General features: G+C 62.0%; 14 protein-coding genes and 1 pseudogene. 9 read left to right on the top strand and 6 right to left on the bottom strand.

Features of this window, described 5'->3' with window-relative positions; genetic code table 11:
• The first annotated feature begins 136 nt into the window (after positions 1 to 136).
• The 8 genes and pseudogenes from K8U03_09730 (at position 137) to K8U03_09695 (ending at position 14,450) form a co-directional block, all read left to right on the top strand.
• Positions 137 to 676: pseudogene (locus tag K8U03_09730) on the top strand (ImmA/IrrE family metallo-endopeptidase).
• 5 nt (positions 677 to 681) lie between these two features.
• Positions 682 to 1,161 carry a DUF4411 family protein gene (locus K8U03_09725; GenBank protein MCE9605165.1) on the top strand — a complete coding sequence of 160 codons (480 nt, stop codon included), beginning with the start codon at positions 682 to 684 and terminating at the stop codon, positions 1,159 to 1,161.
• Positions 1,162 to 1,310: 149 nt separating this feature from the next.
• Complete coding sequence (locus K8U03_09720) at positions 1,311 to 3,047, top strand: NAD(P)H-dependent oxidoreductase subunit E (GenBank protein MCE9605164.1); 1,737 nt, start codon at positions 1,311 to 1,313, stop codon at positions 3,045 to 3,047.
• Between the two features lie 50 nt (positions 3,048 to 3,097).
• Entirely contained in the window at positions 3,098 to 5,551 is a 2,454-nt protein-coding gene (locus K8U03_09715; GenBank protein MCE9605163.1) for a cyclic nucleotide-binding domain-containing protein, read from the top strand.
• A 256-nt stretch (positions 5,552 to 5,807) separates the two neighbouring features.
• Positions 5,808 to 9,887 carry a hypothetical protein gene (locus K8U03_09710; GenBank protein MCE9605162.1) on the top strand — a complete coding sequence of 1,360 codons (4,080 nt, stop codon included), beginning with the start codon at positions 5,808 to 5,810 and terminating at the stop codon, positions 9,885 to 9,887.
• A 46-nt stretch (positions 9,888 to 9,933) separates the two neighbouring features.
• Positions 9,934 to 11,037, top strand: a complete 1,104-nt coding sequence (locus K8U03_09705) for a hypothetical protein (GenBank protein ID MCE9605161.1) — start codon at positions 9,934 to 9,936, stop codon at positions 11,035 to 11,037.
• A 36-nt stretch (positions 11,038 to 11,073) separates the two neighbouring features.
• On the top strand, positions 11,074 to 12,633 hold the full coding sequence (locus K8U03_09700) for a hypothetical protein (protein ID MCE9605160.1): 1,560 nt from the start codon (positions 11,074 to 11,076) through the stop codon (positions 12,631 to 12,633).
• Positions 12,634 to 12,677: 44 nt separating this feature from the next.
• A complete protein-coding gene (locus tag K8U03_09695) occupies positions 12,678 to 14,450 on the top strand; it encodes an FHA domain-containing protein (protein MCE9605159.1) in 1,773 nt (590 codons plus the stop codon).
• A 19-nt stretch (positions 14,451 to 14,469) separates the two neighbouring features.
• Here the strand turns inward: K8U03_09695 and K8U03_09690 are convergent, their stop codons facing one another.
• The gene (locus K8U03_09690; protein MCE9605158.1) at positions 14,470 to 15,294 is read right to left on the bottom strand and encodes an RDD family protein; all 825 of its coding nucleotides are present in this window, start codon (positions 15,292 to 15,294) and stop codon (positions 14,470 to 14,472) included.
• 51 nt (positions 15,295 to 15,345) lie between these two features.
• Here K8U03_09690 and K8U03_09685 point away from each other — a divergent pair, with 51 nt between their 5' ends.
• Positions 15,346 to 16,425, top strand: a complete 1,080-nt coding sequence (locus K8U03_09685) for a stage II sporulation protein M (GenBank protein MCE9605157.1) — start codon at positions 15,346 to 15,348, stop codon at positions 16,423 to 16,425.
• On the opposite strand, the gene K8U03_09680 is transcribed toward K8U03_09685, so the two are convergent.
• The 5 genes from K8U03_09680 to K8U03_09660 all read right to left on the bottom strand — a co-directional run bounded on the left by K8U03_09680 (position 16,370) and on the right by K8U03_09660 (position 21,654).
• Positions 16,370 to 17,815, bottom strand: coding sequence for a DUF58 domain-containing protein (locus K8U03_09680; GenBank protein MCE9605156.1), 1,446 nt, complete (start codon positions 17,813 to 17,815; stop codon positions 16,370 to 16,372). The genes K8U03_09685 and K8U03_09680 overlap by 56 nt on opposite strands.
• A complete protein-coding gene (locus K8U03_09675; GenBank protein ID MCE9605155.1) occupies positions 17,815 to 18,762 on the bottom strand; it encodes a MoxR family ATPase in 948 nt (315 codons plus the stop codon). The genes K8U03_09680 and K8U03_09675 overlap by 1 nt, the downstream gene beginning before the upstream one ends.
• Positions 18,753 to 20,114, bottom strand: coding sequence for a DUF4350 domain-containing protein (locus tag K8U03_09670; GenBank protein MCE9605154.1), 1,362 nt, complete (start codon positions 20,112 to 20,114; stop codon positions 18,753 to 18,755). Before K8U03_09670 ends, K8U03_09675 begins: the two co-directional genes overlap by 10 nt.
• On the bottom strand, positions 20,098 to 20,766 hold the full coding sequence (locus K8U03_09665; GenBank protein ID MCE9605153.1) for a DUF4129 domain-containing protein: 669 nt from the start codon (positions 20,764 to 20,766) through the stop codon (positions 20,098 to 20,100). Before K8U03_09665 ends, K8U03_09670 begins: the two co-directional genes overlap by 17 nt.
• A 102-nt stretch (positions 20,767 to 20,868) precedes the next feature.
• Positions 20,869 to 21,654, bottom strand: coding sequence for a hypothetical protein (locus tag K8U03_09660; GenBank protein MCE9605152.1), 786 nt, complete (start codon positions 21,652 to 21,654; stop codon positions 20,869 to 20,871).
• Positions 21,655 to 21,987 lie beyond the last annotated feature (333 nt).

The raw sequence follows: 21,987 nt of genomic DNA, 5'->3' as shown, positions 1-21,987 counted from the left end.
CGTCGGACAACTCTCGGGTTCCATCCTGGACCCCGCATCACAGCGGGATCGATTCGGCATCAGCGGACTCCTTTTCCACTGATACGAAGCCCGATCGAAGAGCGTTTAGCTAGCAACACGAAGTTTTGTAACTGCTTCTAGAACATTCACGCTCTTGCACGAACTAGTTCACTTAGCGCTCGGCATTTCAACGATCGACGCAGGCGGAAAAGAAGGAGTAGTTAGATCGGCTAAGAATCGTATCGAGAAGTTTTGCAACACGGTTGCCGCCGAGATAATCGTTCCTTGCGACGATTTCGTTCAATATGTTCCAAGTAATTGGCAAAGTCGAGGCATAATATTTCTTGGAGAGTTAGCAACTAGATACAAGGTCAGCCGACAGGTTATTGCAATTCGATTGGTAGAATGTGGTTTCGCAGATCGCGACTGGTTGCGAAAGACATGGAAACTGTTGAAAATCAAATCGCAAAAGAAATCGGGCGGAGCAATACCGCGTCACGAATTCGCGTTATCTCGCTACGGGCAATCGTTTTGTAAAACAGTCCTCTCCGCGTACACTACAGGCGAAATCCATGGTGGCCAATTGACAGGCCTTATTGGGTTAACGCTTAAGCACGTTCCGAAACTGCTTGGCAAATTGTATCCGACAATGGTGCATCCGCGAAAGCAAGGGTAGCGAACGTGGCTCAGTTGTTTTGCCTTGATACAAGCTTCTTCATCAATGGTTGGCATCGTCATTATGCTCCAGATGTGTTTCCTGCCATCTGGACTAAACTGGAAACTCTCATGGGAACAAATGAAGTGTTCTCATGCGCGGAAGTACTCGACGAGTTAACGATGCAGCAGGATGAACTATATCGCTGGGCAAAGGCGCGAAAGCGATGGTTCGTACCGCCTGATGAGACCGTGATTTGGCAAATGCAAGAGGTCATGTCTCGGTTTCCAAACTTCGCCGCCTCCGGTGGTGCGCCGAACGCAAGCGATCCGTGGGTGATCGCACGCGCCAAGGCCGAAAAGGCGGTATTGGTGACGGACGAAAGGAAGGCTAGTAATCCACCGAAAAGCACTCGACCGCCGAAGATGCCGGACGCCTGTACTGCATTGAACGTGCAGTGGCTTTCGCCGCTCGATTTTCTAAGAGCCATCGACGTACGCCTATAGTGCTTCGATCGCTAATGAAGCCCTTAACCGCTTATGCTTTCCAAGTGCGTATTACACCTGAAACGACCTTTGATTGACCAAGGCTTCAACCGCCTTTAGGATGTGTGCGCTCAGGTCTAGTCTTACGTCACCGATGCGCGGAACCGCGGATGATCGTCCAAGAGTTGCATAAAATTCAGCAACGACACGGCTTCTTGCCGAAAGACGAACTCCACGAGCTCTCGCATCGCCTCGGCACTCCGCTCTACCGGCTGAACGAAGTCGCGAGCTTCTTCCCCCACTTCCGCCTCGAGCCCGGCCCGAAGGTCGAGGTGCTCGTGTGCCACGACATGGCTTGCCATCTGCGCGGCGGCGAGTTGATGCGCGAGGAACTCCAACGACAATTTCCGGAAGGCTCGCGCGACGTCGCGGTGCGGCCCGTCTCCTGTTTGGGTCGGTGCGATCGTGCGGTCGCGGCGACGGTGAACGGTCGGCTGTACGTGAACTGCGATGCGGCTCGCCTAGCCGACACGGCGAAGGCGATCGCCGCGGGAACGAAACCCGCTCACGATCGTGACGACTCCCAGGCTCGGCATGCGCCGCAACCTTGGCTCTGCGATGTGTACCAAGGCAAGCCGGAGTATCGTGCCGCGCGCGCCTTCTTGGCGAACGCCGATGCCGATGGTTTCGCCGCGCAGCTGAAGGACTCGGACCTGCGCGGCATGGGTGGTGCCGGAGTTCCCGCCCATCAAAAGTGGACCGACGTGCGCAACACGGCCGGAGATCAAAAGTTCATCGTCTGTAATGCCGACGAAAGCGAACCGACCACGTTCAAGGATCGCGAGCTGTTGTTGCGCACGCCGCATCTGATCGTCGAAGGAATGATCTTGGCCGGACTCTTCACCGGCGCTACGCGCGGCTACGTCTACGTTCGCCATGAGTACCACGAACAGATCGAAGCCGTGCAGCACGAGATCGATCGGGCCGAAGCGCTCGGCGCCTGCGGAGCCAACGTCTTCAACTCCGGTCGGCCGTTCTTTCTGGAAGTGTTCGAGAGTCCGGGCGGATACATCTGCGGCGAACAGAGCGCGCTGATCGAAGCGATGGAAGATCGCCGTGCGCAACCGCGCAACAAACCGCCGCAACTCGAAACGAACGGACTCTACGACAAGCCGACCTTGGTGAGCAACGTCGAGACGTTCGCTTGGGTGCCATCGATCGCGATCCACGGCGGCGCATGGTATCGCGATCTCGGTAGGCCCGGCTGTCGCGGAGCCCGCTTCTTTTCGATCTGCGGCGACGTGCGCAAGCCCGGCGCGTATGAAGTGCCGTGCGGCATCACGCTCGGGGAGCTGATCGACGATTTCGCCGGCGGCATGGCGGGGAAGCTCAAAGCGGTCGCGCTGTCGGGCCCTTCCGGCGGCTTCGTGCCTGCCACGTTGCCGCTCGCCGAGCTTTCGCGCGGCTGGCAAGAGAAGCTGCCGAAATCGTTCGTCGAGAAGACGCTGGCGACAAAGCTCCCGACTTACGACATTCGCGACTTCCCCCTCGACCTGCAATGCTCGCGCGACATGGGCCTGATGCTCGGAGCCGGCATGATGGTGTATGCCGAGGGCTCGAACATGTTGGATCATGCGCTGAACTGTTTGGAGTTTTTTCGGAACGAGTCGTGCGGCAAGTGCGTGCCGTGCCGGATCGGGACGCAGAAGATGGTCGAGATCGCGGCCTCGTTTCGCAACCAAGCCGCGTCGCGCGCGAAGCCCGCATCGTGGGAGCCGGTCATTGCCGACTTGGCGCAAGCCATGGAGCTGACGAGCATCTGCGGCCTCGGCGTCGTCGCACCGAAGCCGCTGACGTCGGTTTTGAAGTATTTCCCGGAAGATGTCGCGTCGTTCGCTCGCAGCTAGTTAGGTTCGAGATCCGGTCGTCGGCGAGATATTGAAAAGGTGGAAGTTTTATGAGCGACGGGAATCGCGAAGTCACCGTCATCGAAGAAGAAAGCCTCTTCGCGCGCGACATCGACGGCCAACTCGTGCGCCTCGATCAAGTCGTGGCCGACGACTTGCAGAAGTCGATCACGATCGTCATCGATTCGCGCGAGGTAACGGTTCCGAAAGCCGTGCCCGCGACCGATGCGCAAGGCAATATCCGCCGCGATGCGCAAGGTCGGCCGATTCCTCGCGCCACGACGATCTACGATGCGACGAGCAAGCTCTACGTGCAGAAGCTAGGCGATAAGAACCCGATTCCGATTCTTTGTCATCAAGACCATCTCGATCCGGTCGCGGTCTGCCGGCTCTGTTCGGTCGAGATCTGGAAGGTGAAGCGCGGCAAAGTGCAACGCGAGCGGAAGCTGCTCCCCGCTTGTCAGCATCGCGTGGAAGAGACGATGGAAGTTCACACGTTGAACTCTCCGAATGAAGAAGCGCGCGAACGGATTCGTTCGTCCGTCGCGACGTTGACCGAGTTGCTCGTGGCCGACCATTTGACGAAGCCGCAAATCGAATCGGTGCAGCGGAAAGCGCTCGCAACGTCCGGCGATTCGACGCTCGATCACGGCAACGAACTGATGTCGCTCGCCCGTAAGCTCGGGATCGGCGAGCCGCGGTTTCCTTCGCGCGTGCTGGAACGAAAGCAAGACGACTCCTCGGCGTTCATCGCCGTCGACCACGCGGCCTGCATCTTGTGCGACCGGTGCGTGCGCGCTTGCACGGAAGTCAAACACAACGACATCATCGGCCGAGCCGGCAAAGGCTATTCGACGCACATCGGCTTCGACCTCAACGACCCGATGGGCTCGTCGAATTGCGTGTCGTGCGGCGAATGCATGGTGAGTTGTCCGACCGACGCGCTCACGTTCAAGCAGCGGCCCGCGCCTTCTGCGGACGAAGAGGAACCGGCCGACGGCGACACGGCTTGCGAGATCTTGCAAGCCGAAGAGATCAAGAAGTACGAGTTGTTCTCGAGCGTGCCGTTCAAGTTTCTGCAATGGAACACAGGCGCCGTGCAACGACGACGCGTTCGGCCCGGCGAAGTTTTATGTCGTCAAGGAAATCCCGGGAACACGGCGTTCATCATCATCAACGGCGAGTTCGAGATTCGCGTCCGGCCGTCGTCGAGGTTGGAGAAGCAACCGACGTCGGGCCTCGGCCGCTTCTTCGGCAAGCTGACGACGCGCGCCAAGCGCGAGTCGGAAGATGAAGACAAGGTCGTCGCGATCGCGACGAGCGACGATCTGATCGTCGGCGAGATGACGTGCATGAGCCACTACCCGCGCTCGGCGACCGTGCAAGCGAAGACCGTCGGCGAAGTGCTCGAGATCAATCGCAACATCTTGTTCTACTTGCAGCGCGATCGGACTGCGCGCAACTTGCTCGATCGCGCTTATCGCCGCAACGCGTTGGCCGATCAGCTGCGGCGCGTCCCGATGTTCAAGCAGTTCGACGACGTGACCCGCAATCGGTGCATCGAGCTGTTGCGCAAGAACGTCGAGCTCGTGCATGTCGATCCGGGCCAAGAGATTTTTCATCAAGGGGAACCGGCCGACCATTTCTATCTCGTGCGCTTGGGCTTCGTCAAAGTAACGCAGACCGTGCGCGGACAGACGCGCGTGGTCGATTACCTCGGCCCAGGCAAAAGCTTCGGCGAGATCGGCCTGTTGTCGAGCGTGAAGGCGATCGCGTCGGAGCATTTCCCGGCGGGCTTTACGTCGGGCGTGCGCACCGCGACTTGCTCGGCATTGGACGACGTCGAGCTCGTGCGCATTCGGGGCGAGCACTTTCGGCAACTGATTCAGACTTCTCCGCAAGCCGCGGAGTTGCTCGTCGAGAGCGCCGTGCGCATGCTGGCTCAAGACGAAGCCGCGCGCACGAAGATCGAACAACCGCTCGACCAGTTCTTGTCGCAAGGCTTGTTCAACGCGAACAAGCTGCTGGTGCTCGACTTGGAAAGCTGCACCCGTTGCGACGAATGCACGCGCGCTTGCTCGGACACGCACGAAGGGGTAACGCGGCTGATTCGCGAAGGGCTACGCTTCGATAAGTTCTTGGTCGCGAGTTCGTGTCGGTCTTGTTTGGATCCGTATTGTCTAGTCGGCTGCCCTGTGGATGCGATCCATCGTCGACCGCGCGACAACTCCGATCTCTCGCTCGAGATCGTGATCGAAGACCATTGCATCGGCTGCGGTCTGTGCGCGAGCAACTGTCCGTACGGCAACATCAACATGCACCCGCTCGAGAACGGCTCGTCGATCAAGGCGCAGAAAGCGACGACGTGCGATCTGTGTCGCGACGTGGTGCCGGCAAGCCAAGCGACGAGCTGCGTCTACGCCTGTCCGCACAACGCGGCATTTCGCATGAGCGGGCAAGAGCTGTTGCAGCTCGTCAGCCCGACGGCCGTTTCGCGCGGCTGATCTTCCGCGCTCGAAGCTGCGAATGCCGGCGGTGCTTCGCGCGCGGCGGCGTTGCCGGCAATGGCGCGGCTTCAGTGCATGAGATTGACGCATTTCGGGGGATCGACTACAAGCTCCATTCGCCGGTCCCCGTACGAGCGATTTGCCGCGACAAGGATGGAGCATGCGCAATCGGTTTTCGTCAGCGAACGATACGTTCGACTCCTCGACGTCGCGCTCGCTCGTCATCCGCTTGGCGTTGCTGTTCGTCGTCTGCATGTCGGTCGTCGGGACGTTGATCTTTCGCTCCGGCTCGGGCAACGGCGCGGAGCCTCCTGCGGTTCCCGCGCGCCCGACGCTCTTCGGCGCGCTGCCGAGCTTCAAAGCACCGGCCGAAGTCCCTGCGGAAACGGTTCCGCCGGTGGCCGAGACCGATCCGTTTCCTTTTCCGCCGGGCTTCTCCGCGGAAGAGCTCGTCAAGCAGACGGTGGAAAAAGCGGCCGACAAATCGATGGGCTGCATCCAGTGTCATCACGGCGTCGGCGATATGCATGCCAAGGCGACCGTGCATCTCGGCTGCACCGATTGCCACGGCGGCGATGCCTCGGCGACGACCAAGGAACGAGGTCATGTCGGCGCGCGATTTCCCGAAGCGTGGCCGACGGCGGGAAATCCCGTCCGCTCCTATGCGCTGCTCAACCATGAGTCGCCGGAGTTCATTCGCTTCGTCAATCCCGGCGATCTGCGCGTCGCCCACATCAGTTGCGGCGCTTGCCATGCGCAGGAAGTGCTCGCCGTTCGCAAGAGCATGATGACGCACGGCTGCATGCTCTGGGGCGCTGCGCTTTACAACAACGGTGCCGTTCCCAACAAGCGCGCCGTCTACGGCGAAAGCTACAGCATGTGCGGGTCGCCTCAGCGCCTGCAAACCGTTCCGCCGCCGACGCAAGAAGAGATCGAGAAGAAGGGAGTGTTGCCGTATCTGGAACCGCTGCCGAGGTTCGAGATCTCGCAGCCGGGCAACGTGCTGCGCATCTTCGAGCGCGGCGGCAGATTTCGGTTAGACACGGGCATTCCCGAACCGTTGGAAGTTCCCGGCAAGCCTCGAGCGCGGCTCAGCAACCGCGGCTTAGGAACCGAGAACCGAACCGATCCGACATTCCTCGGTCTGCAAAAAACGCGGCTGCTCGACCCGACGCTCAACTTCCTCGGCACGAACGATCATCCCGGCGACTTCCGTTCGAGCGGTTGCTCGGCGTGCCACGTGCCTTATGCCAACGATCGCTCGCCGGTGAACTCGGGCCCTTATGCGATGTTCGGCAACATGGGTCGCACGGCGACTCCCGATCCGACGATCTCGCCGAGCGAGTCGGGCCATCCGATCATGCACCGCTTCGCGCCCGGCAACTCCATTCCGACGAGCCAGTGTATCGTCTGCCACATCCATCCCGGCACGACGGTGTTGAACAGCTTCACCGGTTATCAATGGTGGGACGAAGAAACCGACGGGGAGTTGATGTATCCGAAGGTCGGTAAGCAGCTCACGAGTCAGCAGCTTTCGGAGTCGCAGATGTCGAACCCGGATGAAGCCGCGGCGCGCGGCTTATGGTCGAATCCGGACTTCTTAGCAAACGTCACCGATCTGAACACGCAAACGCGCCACACGCAGTTCGCAGATTATCACGGCCACGGCTGGGTCTTCCGCGCGGTGTTTAAGAAAGATCGCAGTGGGCGCATACTCGATCATCGGGGCGAAGTGTTGCCCGAGCCGACGAACGAAATGCTGCGCGCGGCGATCGCCGTGCCCGAGCTGTCGCGGAAGCAATACGCGATCGACGAAACGAAAGCTCCGCCGCCGCAACGCGATAACATTCCCGTCCACTTGCTCGACATCCATTTGGAAAAAGGGATGCACTGCGTCGATTGCCACTTCGAGCAAGACTCGCACGGCAATACGAAACTCTACGGAGAGGTCCGAGCGGCGGTCGAGATTCAATGCGAAGATTGCCACGGCACGATGGATCGCCGGCCGTTTCAGAAGCTCGAAGGAGACAAGCTCGTCGACTCGTTCCTCCGCACGTCGGGCCCGGCTTCGGACACTTCGTCGGTCGAAGGAGGCCGCAACTTGGAGCTGATGCGAACTCCGAACGGCCGGAAGCGTTTCGAGCGCGAAGGAAACAAAGTCTTCCAGAATTCGATGGTCGAGACGAACCTCCGTTGGGAGATCGTGCAGACGATCGACACGATCGATACGAAAAGCGAACACTACAACCCGCGCTCGCACCACGCCAAGACGGTGCGCACGTTCGACGATTCCGCACCCGACGCGGCCGAGGGAGACGCGAAGATCAAGTGGGGCGGCATGCCGCGCGAGAATCAATGTGCGCATCAGAGCAAGAAGATGAGCTGCATCGCTTGCCACTCGTCGTGGAATACGAGCTGCTTCGGCTGCCACTTGCCGCAGAAGGCCAATAAGAAACTCCCGAGCTTGCACAACGAGGGAGACGTTTCGCGCAACATCGTCTCGTACAACTTCCAAACCTTGCGCGACGACGTGTTCATGCTCGCTCACGACGGCGACGTGACCGGCAACCGCATCGGGCCGGTTCGTTCGTCGTGCGCCGTGCATGTCGGCTCGTACAACAACAACCGCGAGTCGATCTACGTTCAGCAACAAACGATCTCGTCCGACGGCATGAGCGGGATCGCCTTCAGCACCAACGTGCCGCATACGGTACGCGGCGGCAACACGCCGCCGAAAGATCCCGCGGCCTTGGCCGAGTGGCTGGCGAACTATAAGCCCGGCACCAACGAAACGAAGATGTGCAGCGATTGCCACGTCTCGAACAAGAACGACAACAACGCCATCATGGCGCAATTGCTGATGCAAGGAACGAACTACGTCAACTTCATCGGACGCTACTGTTGGGTCGCGGCCGGCGAAGAAGGGTTCCACGGCGTCGTTGCGACGGAGAATGACGAGCCGCAAGCCGTGCTCGGCAGCCATCTGCAAAGCTTGGCTTTCCCCGAGCGATTCCAACAACATCAAGCCCGCGGCAAGTTGCTCGAACACGGGCATCGCCATTCCGCGCGCGATGTCTCCGACACGCTGCTGCATCCGCTCAGGCAAGAAGAAGTCTTGAACCTGCAAGCTCGCGGCGAGTATCTCTACGCCGCGTGCGGCGAAGGAGGGCTCCGGATCTTCGACATCGCGTTCGTCGACGATAAGGGCTTCTCGCAACGGGTCTCCTCGGCGCCGGTTTCTCCGGTCGGCCAGCGGTTCTTCGTCAACACGAAGTTCGCTACGGCCGTCGCTGCACCGACGACCATCGCACCCGACCCGACGCGCAATCAAGATCCCGCCAATCGCGAGCCGAAAGTTCACGGACTGTATGCGAACATATACGTCGCGGATCGCTACGAAGGGCTCATCGTCGTCGGCGCGGGAACATTGCTCGACGGCAACCCGCTGAACAACTTCGTGAAGCGCGAAGCTACGTTCAACCCCCACGGCATCCTCAACGGCGCCCGCAGCATCACGATCGTCGGCACATATGCCTACCTCTGCTGCGATGCGGGCCTTGTGGTCGTATCGCTTGCCGATCCGAAGTGTCCGCAGATCGAAACCGTGCTCGGCTCGGCCGTGTTCGATGAGCCGCGCGCGATGCAGGCTCAGTTTCGCTACGGCTTCGTTTGCGATCGGCGCGGCATCACGGTGCTCGACATGACGGACCTCGCCCATCCGGTTCCGCGCGCGATGCTCCCGCTGCGCGACGCGCGCAACATCTACCTCGCGCGCACCTACGCCTACATCGCGGCCGGTGCGCAGGGCTTGGTGATCGTCGATATTACGAACCCCGAAGCGGCGTTCATCGATCAGGTGTTCGATGCCGGCGGCTGCATCAACGACCTCAACGACGTGAAGCTCGGCATCACCTACGTGAGCGAGTTCGCCTATCTCGCCGACGGCCACAACGGGATGCGCATCGTGCAGCTGACCTCGCCCGAGACGCCGGGCAACGACGGCTTCAGCCCACGGCCGACGCCGGAGCTGATCGCGACGTATTGCCTGCCGCGCGGCGGCCGCGCCTTGGCGATCTCCAAAGGGGTCGACCGCGATCGGGCCGTTGATGAGTCGGGAAATCAGATCTCGGTGTTCGGTCGGGTCGGCGCGGGTCCGCTCAGCGCCGTCGATCAGCACCGGATGTACTTGCATCGCAACCGGCTCTGGAGCGTGAGCGACGATCCGTTCGATCCGCGCCACTACGACTATCTGAATTTCGAAGCCCTGCCGCCGAACCCGAACGCGGGCCCGACTTCGAACCGGCGACGAGAAGCAGGTCTGCCGGAGCGCTAACCGCGCGAGGCAGCGCGAACCGAGCCGCGTATTTGACATAGCCCCTATGCATGGTCGATACTGGCTGCGAGCCGGCTTTCGAATCGAGCCGCGCCTGTTCGCAGCGTGTCGATCCGGCGGCGGGCATCGCTCGTGGTCGGCATCGACGAAGTTGGTTCGCCGTCCTGTTCGAGAAACCGGCACCTTGCTCATCTATCGCGACTTCGCTCGCCACCGTAACTGGATCATCTTCGTCGTCGTCGCGACTCTGACGGCGGTCGGATTCTATGTCCGCGCGGCTTCGCAAGCGGTCGAGCTCCCCGGCGGCGGCAGCCCGATCGGCTTGATCTACGGCACGGTCGGCGCACTGATCATCGTCTTCGAGATGCTGCTGTGGCCGCGCAAGAAGGTGCGCGCTTGGCGCATCGGCAGCGCTCAGGCTTGGCTGCGCGCGCACATTTGGCTCGGCCTGCTCTGCGTGCCGTTCGCCGTCTTGCATACCGGCTTCGTCTTGGGCGGGCCGCTCACGAGCACGCTCGTCGTCGTCTTCTCCATCGTCATCGTCAGCGGTGTGTATGGAGTCGTGGCGCAGCAGATCATTCCCAAGATTCTGCTCGACGAGGTTCCCGCCGAAACCATCCATTCGCAAATCGGTCACGTCTCCGAGCGCCACGCTTGGGACGCCGAAGACATGATCCTCGCGCTCTGCGGGCCCGATCCGCAGAATCGTTCGCGGTTCGTGTTTCCGAATCGGCGCAATCGTGGGAACGACGGCGCCGTGGTGAGCAAGATGCGCCGCGTCGGCGCGGTGCGCGGCGTCGTGCTGGAGACGCGTCGCGCCATCGGTGTGTTGAACGACGGACGCTTGCTGCGCGACACGTTCTACGACGTGATCGTCGACTACCTATTGAAGGGTCGCAAGAGCCGGTCGCGATTGGCCGATCAAACCTATTCCGCGCGCTTTTTCGCCGACCTGCAAGCGGCCGTCGAGCCGGAAGCGAAAATCGCGGTCGACTCGCTCGAAGACCTTTGCCGTCAGCGCCGCCAGTTCGATCTGCAATCGAAATGGTTCTTTCGGCTGCATAGTTGGCTCTGGCTGCATCTGCCGTTGTCGGCGGCGCTGTTCGTTTTGCTGGCGGTGCATATCTTCGTGGCGTTAAAGTATCTCTAGGGCGAATCTTTTCGAGGGCGATCAAGCAACCGACGCATGGCACAGAATCCGGCCGAAGACAACCCGTCGAAGTATGCGAGCAAGATGCGCGTCGAGCGCATTCCGCTCACCTACTATCGCCGCGCCGACCCGGTCGATCGCATCAAGCTCATCCTGACCGTCGTCGCCGTGCTGCTGTTCGGAGGTTGGGCCGCCTTCGGGCTCGTCGCCGATTCCAAGCAGCATTCGCCCGGGCCCGTCGCGTCCGTACATGCCATGTGGGACAAGCAATGCGCGGCGTGCCACAAGCCGTTCGAGCCGACGAGCGGCGAATCATTTGCGCTCTTCGGCGGTCCGAGTCGGCACGGCGTGATTCAATGTCAACAGTGCCACAGCGGCGGCGCACACCACACGAACCTCAAGACCGAAGAGCAAGCTTGCTCCGCGTGCCATCGAGAGCACCGCGGGCTCGACGCGAAACTAACGCTCGTCGCCGACGGCAACTGCACCAACTGCCATCGCGATGTCGACGCGCATGCACGCGACATCCGACTCGTCGACCGCGCTGCGCCGTTCGCCGCCGGTGCGATCGACTCGTTCGCCGTCGGGCATCCGGAGTTCAAGGCGTTGGCGGGGCCCGATCCGGGTCATTTGAAATTCTCTCACGCGCGCCACATGGCGCTCGGGCAGAAGCTGTTGGAAAACGATCGCGAGTTGCCCAAGAAACTAAGCGATCTACCGGAGCAACATCGGGCCGACTACGCGGCGTATGCCGTCGGCGCGGCCGGGATCTTAAAGCTCGAATGCGCGTCGTGCCACGAATCCGTCTCGACCGGCGCACAGTTGCCCAACGACGGCGACTACATGCAGCCCGTCAACTTCGAGCGGCATTGCGCCGCGTGTCATGCGCAAACCTATGCGCCGGTCGCCGAAGTCGACGCGAAGCTGGAGCTCATGCCGCACGGCCTCGGGCCCGAGCAAATGGAACGGGCCGTGAAGGGGGCGATCGTCGATCGCTTTCTCGCCGTGAAGGCGAAGTCGCCGGATGCGAACGACGAAACCGGCTTCGGCTTTCCGGGCAAGCGCCCGAAGGAAGAAACCGCCGAGACGGCCGCGTGGATTCAAAAGCATTTGCCGCGCGCCGAGCAAATGCTGCGCGATCGGTGCGTGCAATGCCACGAGTTTCCGCAAGACGCCGCGGCCTCGCCGCTGAAGTCGTCGCCGATGCGCACCGAAGTTCCCTCGGTGTGGTTGAAGAACGCGAGCTTCGACCATCGCGCGCACCGATCGGTAGCGTGCGTCGGTTGCCATGCCGCGGCCGGCGCGGCGTGGAAGCCGGGCACGCCGACGCTCGACCATGACCAAGTGATGATCGACGGCTACGCGAGTTGCGCGAAGTGCCACACGCCGCATGTCGCCGGAGGTGCCGTCGGCGCTCGATCCGATTGCGTCGCTTGCCACCGCTACCACGGGAGCGACAAACCGCGCGGGTATTTCGATCGCGCGTTTCAACCGCTCGACGCCCGCAACGACTGGAGTCTGATGCATCTCCTCGAGAAGAAGAATTTAGAGCAGGGCCCAAAGCAAGGCATAGAAAAAGACATAGAGCAGAAGTAGTTCGACGCGACTCGCGTTCCGCCGCAATTCGACGATTATCTTTCATGGCTACGCTTACGATCTGCGGCTTAGATGCTCATCATTTCTTGCGCGAGACGTTGCCGCTCGAGCAACCGGTCTGCATCGGCCGCGCGCCGCGCAACGGCTGGGCGATCCCCTGGGATGCCCACATCTCGCGCGAGCATGCCGAGGTGGTGTGGAATAGTCGCGAGCTGCGGGTGCGCTGTCTCGATTCGGCTCGCAACCCGCTACTGTACTTCGGGCGGAAGGTGCGCGAGCTGACGTTATCGCCGGGCGAAGAGTTCACGATCGGCTCGACGAAGTTCACCATTCAGCCCGACGAAGAATCGGTCGCGGGCCTGTCGAGCGTCTGCGAGTTTACGTTCTCGCGCTCGGAGCTACATCAACTCGCGTTCGTCGACGCCGAGCGCCGCCTAGAGCAGTTGGCGAAACTTCCCGACCTGATCGCCTCGGGCATGACTTCCGAAGCCTCGGCCGAAAAGCTGGCCGAGTTCTTGCTCTCGACGATTCGCTCGGCTTCGATCGCGGTGGTGGTGAACGTCGGGGCCGATCCCGCGCGGCGCGACTACGATCGCCCGGTCTTCTTAAGAAGTGCGAGCCGCGCAGCCGATGTGCGCACGCTGCCGAGCCGCACCTTGCTCCGCTCGGCGCTGCAAGGGCATTGCAGCATTTTGCACATCTTCAACAACGCGGCCGACCCGAGCGTCACGCTGTCGACGAGCCTCGACTGGGCGTTCTGCGTTCCGGTGTCGAATCCGGGGAGCGAGGGTTGGTGTCTGTATGTGAGCGGCGCGTTCGATTCCAACCTGCTCGGTCGCGGTCCGCGCGAGGCGGCCGACTTGAAGGGGGACGTGAAGTTCGCCGAGTTGCTCTCGGAGTTTCTCGGTTCGATCCGCGAATCGCAGCAACTCCGACGGCGAGAAGGAGCGATGTCGCAATATTTCTCGCCGATCGTCGTCGAAGCGCTGCGCAACCAGCACAGCGACGACGTGCTCGCGCCGCGCGAAGCCGACGTGACGGTCCTGTTTTGCGACGTGCGCGGCTTCTCGCGCCGCGCCGAGCGAGCCCGCCGCGAATTGCACGACTTGCTCCAACGGATCGGCACGGCGCTCGGAGTCATGGCCGATGCGATCGTGCGGCACGAAGGGATCATCGCCGATTTCCAAGGTGACGCTGCGCTCGGCTTCTGGGGCTGGCCCACCGGCTCGAGCGATGATCCCGCGGCCGCCTGCCGCACGGCGCTCGAGATCGCGGCGGAGTTCATGGCCGCGGCCCGCGACTCGAACCACGTGCTGACCGATTTTCGCGTCGGCATCGGCATCGCCCACGGTCGCGCCATCGCCGGACGAATCGGACCGCAGCAACAAGCGAAGGTCGGCGTCTTCGGACCCGCGGTCAATCTCGGCGGTCGTTTGGAAACGATGACGAAACATTTACGAGCCAACATTCTCATCGATGAAGCGACGGCCGATTACGTGCGCCGGACGATGCCGCCAGAGGAAGCGCGCGTGCGGCGAGTGGCGAAGGTCAGGCCGGCGGGCATGGACGATCCGTTGTGGATCGCCGAGCTGTTGCCGGCGGCGAACCAAGAAGGAGCCGTGAGCAACGAGCAGATCGGCTTATTCGAAAGCGCCGCCGATGCCGTCGTCGAAGGGAATTGGTCGGACGCGCTGAAGATTCTCTACGAGCTTCCGACGCACGACCGAGTCAGAGAGTTTCTGATCGCTTACTTGTTGGAACACCATGCCGAACCGCCGCGCGGCTGGGACGGCGTGATCACGCTCAAGCAAAAGTAGCCCGACGGCGACGTCCGGCTTATCGCAACTGGCGATCCTGGCGGCGAAATTCCGCGGCCAGCAGGTCTTCCAGAAAGACGCGTCGATCTTCCGGCGGCGGCTCGTCGACTTGCATCTTCCGGCAGAGCGCGCCGACCATCCCTTCGCCGATCTGTTGCCGCTGGGCGGCGCTCATGGTCGTCCACCGTTCCAAGATCCGCTCGACCGCGTCGATGTCGCCGGGCTTCAAACGTCCGAGCTTCGCGTGATCGAAACGGTAGCGAGCCTCGGCGGTCGTCAGGCTCGCGAGCCGGGTGCGGATCTCGCTCAGTTCTTGCGGCTCGTCGCTGACGACGATCGTGCCCGAGGCCATATCGCCGAACCGCTGCGAGCGCGACGACAGCAGCGGCACGATCCAGAGCAACGGAAAATGATCGACGACGCGAAAAATGTTTCGCACGAAAATACTCACGGCATCCAGCGCGAAGCCTTCGAGCTTGACGACCCGAATCTTCGCGGCTTTCTTCCCGATGGTTTGCCCGCGCAACAAAAGTTCGCTAAAGCCGAAGTAAACGAAACTGCCGAAGCCCCAAAACAACATCGCGATGCCGATGATGATGAGCCCGACCGTTTGGGGATCGCTTTTCCCTTCGGTTTTGAAATACCGATCGAGGTCGCGAAACCAGTCGCGGAGGATGCCGTCGAGCGACGCGGCGACGAACACCAACGCGATCATGAAGAAAAACAGTCCGACATGCAGTATGATCGTGTCTAAGAACCAAGCCGTGAAGCGGGTTCCCAAACCGGCCGGCTTGTAAGAGAGCCGGACGTTTTCCGGAGTTTCGTATTCGACCTGCGGCGCCATGCGACGGACTCTGATGTTCGGGTCGAGACTTTTTGCGGTGAGGGATCGAGTATGAGCGGTTTTCTCGCGCGGAACAAGCCGACGTGGAACGAACTCGAAGCGCTCGTGCGAAAAGGGCGCAAGTCGCTCCGTTCGATGTCGGTCGAAGAGCTCAGCCGGTTGGACGTGCTCTACCGTCGGACGACGATCCACCTCGCGCAAGCCTCGACGCGCAGCACCGACACCCGCTTGATCACCTACCTCAACAGCCTCACGGCTTCGGCGCATAGCCTGATCTATCTGCCGCCGCGACGTTCGATGCTGACCGGACTGGCTACGCTCTTGCTCGACGGCATCGCGCGCTCGATCGCGCGCAACTGGCGGTGCCATGTCCTCTCGGCCGTGTTGATGATCGGCGGCGCTTGGCTGGCCTACTTCGCTTCGATGACCGATCCGCTCGCAGCCTACGCGCTTTGGCCGCAAGCCGATCCTCGTCAACCCGGCTCGACCCATGAACAACTTTTGGAAGGACTGCGCGACGGGCGCGACCAAGGGGGAGGCCGGAAGTTCCTCTTCGCCTCGTTTTTGTTTACGCACAATCTCAAGGTCGGCATCTTGGCGATGGCCTCGGGCGTGCTCGTCGGAGTGCCGACGGCGCTCTTGATGATCTACAACGGCATGGTGCTCGGCGTGTTCGTCGCGATTCACGTGCGCGCGGGAATCGATCTCGAAATGTGGGCTTGGATCTTGCCGCACGGCGTGACGGAGCTCGGCGCGATCATCCTTTGCGGCGGCACCGGTTTCATTCTCGGCAGGGCGGTGCTCGCGCCGGGCTTGCAGACCCGCGCGGAAGCGCTGCGCGTCGCCGGCGGAGAAGCCGGCACGACCGCGATGGGCGCGCTTTGCATGTTGTTCGCCGCGGCGATCATCGAAAGCTTCTTGCGGCAGAGCCACCTTTCGACGGCCGCGCGGCTTTGGTTCGCCGGCGGTTCCGCGGTCTTCTGGGCGCTGTTCATCTGGCACGGTTTACTGCGCGAACGAGCGGCAAAGCAACTCTCGCCGCAACAAATCGCGCTGCTGCTCGACACGGCCGACGCTACAGCAAGTTCTTCGCTCTCAGCTCGACGAAGCGGTTTACCAGCGGCACGGTGAGCTTGCTCGGTTCGATATCGAGCACGAAGACGCCCGCGTGCCGGAGCGATTGCATGACGAGGGCCCGCTCGCGCACGATCCGAAACGTCACGGCCTTCTTCGCGCCGTCGAGCATCGTCTCGACCGGCTCGCGCACGATGCGGTCGAGCATCGGCGTACGCAGCGCGGCGAGCAACACGACATGCCGTTTGCTCAGCTGGGCCAACGAAGCGCGAAACTGCGCCGAGGTCTCGACGTCGACGATATCGGAAATGACGATCAACAACGATCGCTTCGCCTGCCGCAGTTGCAAGGCCGAGAAGATCGGCCCGAAATCCGACTCGCGAAATTCCGACTTCGCGGCGTACACCGTTTCGGCGAGGGCCTGCAACGACGGCACGCCCGACACCGGCGGCAGGTAGCCGCGAAGCTCGTCGTCGTAAAGAGCGAAGCCGCAACGATCGCCGCTTTGCAAGGCCGTGCGCGCGAGGATCAAGCCGGCGTCGATCGCGCAATCGAGTTTCGTTCCCCGATCTGTTTCGGCTCCCATCAAGCGTCCGCAATCGACGACGACCATCACATCGCGATGCCGTTCGATCTGAAAGCGCCGCACGACGGGATGTCGCAAGCGGGCGGTGGTGCGCCAATCGATGCGGCGCGGATCGTCTCCCTCGCGAAACTCGACGAGCGACTCGAACTCCGTCCCGACGCCGAAGCTCCGGGTCCGGACGTTTTTATCGAGCAGCATTTGCGCGGCTCCTTCATCCTTCATCAGCTCCTCGCGCGAGGCGAACTTCTCCGGCAAGACTTTGATGACGTTGCCGGAATCGATCTCGCGCTGAATCTCGATCAGGCCGAGGTCGCCGTGCAAGCGAATCCAGAGGGGGCCGAACGTGTGCCGACCCCGGATCGGGATGCGGAAGCTTTGCGCGATTTGCGACTCGCCCGCTTGCGGCTCCAAGCGAAACGGCGGGACCATGAACCGGGGCTCGGCGTGCGCGGGAGCGACGTCGCGCAGCTCGCCGTGGATCGGCTCGAGGCCGTCGTTCGCCAAGCGCCACGCGACCACGAACGGGAGATTTCTGCCGATCACGTTCGGCAGCGCCCGCTCGACGCGCAGACTCCGGAACCGCGACAACACCCGGCGAATTTCGAGGAACGCGGCGACGACGAGCGCCACGGCCGACGCGACGATCGACCAAAACAGCGGCGGCAACGGGAACAACAAATAGACGCTCGCAAGACCGCCGAGCCCGATCGCCGCGCGGACGAGATTCACTCCCGGCCGGATGCCGACCCACGGGCGAGCGGCAACCCACTTCGGCGGCGCGAGGGGTCCGAGCGCGGCTCCGCGCTTCGCGCGCACCGGCCGCACGTTCGGCGGGCGACGGCTTGGCGTGCTACTCGACATCATCGGGGGACTTCCACGGTTTCCATCAGCTGCCCGAGCACTTCGTCGGTCGTCGTGCCGTCTAGCTCGGCCGTCGGGTCGAGGACCACGCGGTGGCGCAGCGCGGGAACGAAGGCCGTTTGAATATCGTCGGGGGTGATGAAGTCGCGGCCGGCGAAGCGGGCCAAACTTTTCGCACCCATCAGCAACATCAACCCGGAACGAGGGCTCGCGCCGACGGCGAACGCATCGTCGCGACGGGTCGCGGCGAGCAACTGTTGCACATAGGCCGTGACCTCGGGCCGGACATGCGTTTCGCGAATCGTTTGACGAGCCGCGAGAATCTGATCGGCTCCCATCACCGGCAGGACGCCGATCCGCTTCGGGTCGGACAAGCCGCCGCCGGCATGATGCTCGTTCAACACGCGGCGCTCTTCTTCGTCCGACGGGTAACCGACCAGCACCTTGAACATGAACCGATCGAGCTGCGCGAGCGGCAGCGGATAGGTTCCTTCTTGCTCGATCGGGTTCTGCGTCGCGAAGACGATGAACGGATCGGGCAGCTTGTGGGTCGTGCCGTCGTGCGTGACGGAGAGCTCTTGCATGGCTTCGAGCAACGCCGACTGCGTGCGCGCCGAGGCGCGATTCACTTCATCCGCCAAGACGAAGTTGGCGAAGATCGGGCCCTGACGGAACTCGAATTGGTGCGCGTCTTGGCGAAAGATCGACGAGCCGGTGATGTCGTTCGGCAGCAAGTCGGGGGTCATCTGCACGCGGCGGTAGTTCAAATCCAACGACGCGGCGATCGTGCGCACAAGGAGCGTCTTAGCGACTCCCGGCGGCCCTTCGAGCAAGACATGGCCGCCGCTGAAGAGGGCCGCCAGGGCGAAATCGACGACTTCATCTTGCCCGAAAACCACCTTCGCGATTTGGGAACGAACGGCTTGATAAAACTGATCTAAAGACAACGGCTTATTCCTTGTATCGCACGCAGGGCTTCGGATTGAGAACAAGATTTGCCGCGAGCTTGCGCGGCGTCGAGCGAGCCGAGGGCTGCGCGAAAGCGCTCGGCTTCGGCAGGCGCGCGCCGACCGATCGCACCGGCGACCGCTTCGGGCGTCGGTTCGCCGGCGCCGAGATTATAGCGTTCGGCGAGCAGGCGTAAGACACCGCCGCGCACTTCGGCCAGCAGAAACGGGGTGCTCGCCCGGCCGCGATGCAGGAATCGCGACATCGCTTCCACGTATTCGCCGAGCGTGCGGCGCGACTTCGGCAAGGTTTCCAACGGCGGACCGAGCAGCATCCCGCGCCGCAGGATGACGAGCCCGATCAACGCGCTGCCGACCAGCGAGAAGACGGCGTAGCGGCTTTGCGTGAGCAACCACAACGGATTCCCGCGCACGGAGAGCCCGTGATAGAACTCGTCGAACACGACGCCCCGCTTGCCGCCGTCGGTGAGCAGGGCGTAGGCGAAGACGGCGTTGTCGCTCTCCGCGAGCTTCACGTTCATCGCGAGCGACGACTCGGCGACGACGACGATCTCGCCCCGGCCGCGCTGAAACGACGCTGCGAGAATGCGCTCGGTCTTGTCGGCGGCGGTGTAGCGGAGGAGCCCGGCGGCGGATTCGAGCGAGTCGTTGAAGGCGAGATCGCTCGTCGATTCGTGCGGCAACACGATCCGCTCAACGCCAGCCAACGTCTCCTTCAAGTTTCCCGTCCCTTTCACGGCGACGGTATCGAACGGAATCGAGCGCGGGTTTTGCACGTCTTTCCAAGCTTGCTCCGCGCCGCGACGGATGCGCGTGCGCCTGCCCGACGCTTGCTCCGATTCATCTTGCTCGTCGATTCCGTCCGTGGCGGCGAGGCCGGCGATTTCCAGCGCGCTGCGGCCGGCGAGTTGCACGCCGCCGAGCCCGAGCAGCGTGAGAACGTCGGTGGACTTCTTCGCCGCTAAGATTTTGACCGTGGGTTGGTCGCTCGGAGCCGGAGCGACGACGATGCGACCTCCCTGCTCGACCCACGGCAGAAGACGTTCGAGATAGGCCGGCTCCGCCGAGACGAGCTCGTCGTTCGGTAGCCACAAAACCAGCGTGGTCGGCAGCGGCAGGTCGGCAGGGGGCGGCGCGACGCGCCGATCGAGCGGCACACCGAGCTCGGCGAGCAGCTCGTAGGTAGCGCGCAGCCCGTGCCAGCGCGTGCCGTAGGTGTCGGTGGAGAGGCCATCGGAATCGGGAGGCCGGGAGAGCGACACGATGCCGAGCACCAACGACGTGACGAGCACGACGACGGACGCGACGATGGCACTACGCACCGTGAACATCGGGCTTCCTTCGGGTCAGGCGGCAGAGATCGTCGTGCGCAGAGCGGCAAGCGGCGTAGTCGCCGTCGGTGCAGACTTCATCGCCGTACCATTTCCGATCGATCATGTCGACGAACAGCCGGAGCAGGTCTCCGAGCGCAGGTTGCTTCTGATAACGTCGCAACAGCTCGCGGTTCGTCGTGCCAGGGCGATGGGGCTTGTTCTCCTGCTGCTCGAGGCGCAACACGCCGGCTCGGAACAACAGCCGAACGGCGGTGATGAAGTCGCGCTGCGCGGCCGCTTCGTCGGCGAGCCCTTCGAGCTTGCGCGGGTCGAGGCGGCGATGCGCATTTTTATCCGTGAGGCTCGCGACGCGCTTGCGGTTGTCGAGCGATTGGAAGATCGAATAGACGATATGCGATGTGATCAGCAGCAGCAGCACGCCGAGCACGATGACGATGACCCAGCGCAGCGCCTCGGGCAGCCCTTCGGTGAGGCTGAAGATCCAGCGAAACGGCTTGAGGATCCAATAGATGAGCTCGCTCAGGATGTCGAGGTGCCACGTCGCATCCCCCTTCACCGCTTCGAGCTTGTATTCGTCGCGAGCGACGATCTCCGCCGCCTTCGCGCGGACTTCGCTCGGAGCATGCGCCGCTAGGGCGAATCGTTCCACGGAGTGTTGCCCGATCTTGCGAAGTGCTGCGGAGAGGAACGACGAGGAAACCGCCGCCCGACGCGAAACCGTCGGGCGGCGAAAGTGGCGAGCTGCTCGGAGTTAGCGACCGGCCGGGGCCTCGTCGTCGACCGAAGCGGCCAGCATTTGCAGATCGAAGTTTTCATGCTCGCAGCGCGCGGAGAAGTAGAACACGACAAGCACCGCCGCGCCTAAAATTTGCGTCACGCCGGAGAGGACCGCTTGCACGATCAGGCTGACGAACGGCTGCGTGACCAATCCCCCGATCATGCCGACTCCGAGATTAATCACCCCGACGACGAGGAACACGATGAATAGCTTAAGGATGTTTCCTTTCATGAGTTGCTTGCTGCGGCCCATGGCGGTGCCGCCGCTGGTTCCCTCGAGGATGGCGACCGGTTGCGCGAGCGCAAACCAGAAGGAGAAGATGAGCCCGGGAATGACGAGCAACAGGATGCCGAGCGCGACGGCGAGGCCCGTCAGGAAGAGAGTTCCGACCAGGGGAAACCAGCGCTTTAGGCCCGACTTAATACACTCGCCGAGCGTCGTCGGCCGGGAAACATACATCGAGGCGATGCCGTGAACCGTCGCCGCGTTCCAAAGAGGATACGCGAGCAGATATAAGGGAATCGACACCAGTAGCGGCAAAAACAACGTCGTCAAAATGCCGAGTTGCTCCTCCGGCGGGAGTTTCTGAAGTGCTTGGACATCGAGCCCGAGCGAGAGTTGTACGAAACCTACGATGAGTGTAATGGGAAGCAGCGTGACCGCGTAAATGCTGAACAGCAGGACGAAATTGTCTTTGAAGACGTGGATCGCTTGGTCGAGAATGCCGCCGATGCCGAGCTTCTGTACTTGGTAACGCATAAAATCTTGGTCCCTGCCTTAGATGGCGGATTTATGGAGCGATACACGGATCGAACTCCCCGATATGATGCCGCCGCTCGGGCCGTATTGCAACGTCCAGGGTGTGAGTAAATCATTTTCACACAGCGGGCCGGTTTGGGCATTCGCCAACCAAAGCGTCTGAACATCGCCCAAAAAGCGGTTGGCGCCTGGCATCATCTTCGCCGGCTTCGGCGTCCTCAAAACCCGCTCGCATGGATGTCCGGGAATGAATTACGGCTTCCCGTCTGACGGGAAAAGAGTGGTATTTTCGGAATGGTATGCACCTTGCAATTAATCGTTGCAAAGCAGTCT

This window comes from Planctomycetia bacterium, from assembly GCA_021413845.1.
Classification (GTDB): Bacteria; Planctomycetota; Planctomycetia; order Pirellulales; family PNKZ01; genus PNKZ01.
This window is presented reverse-complemented; position numbering and strand designations above follow the sequence as displayed.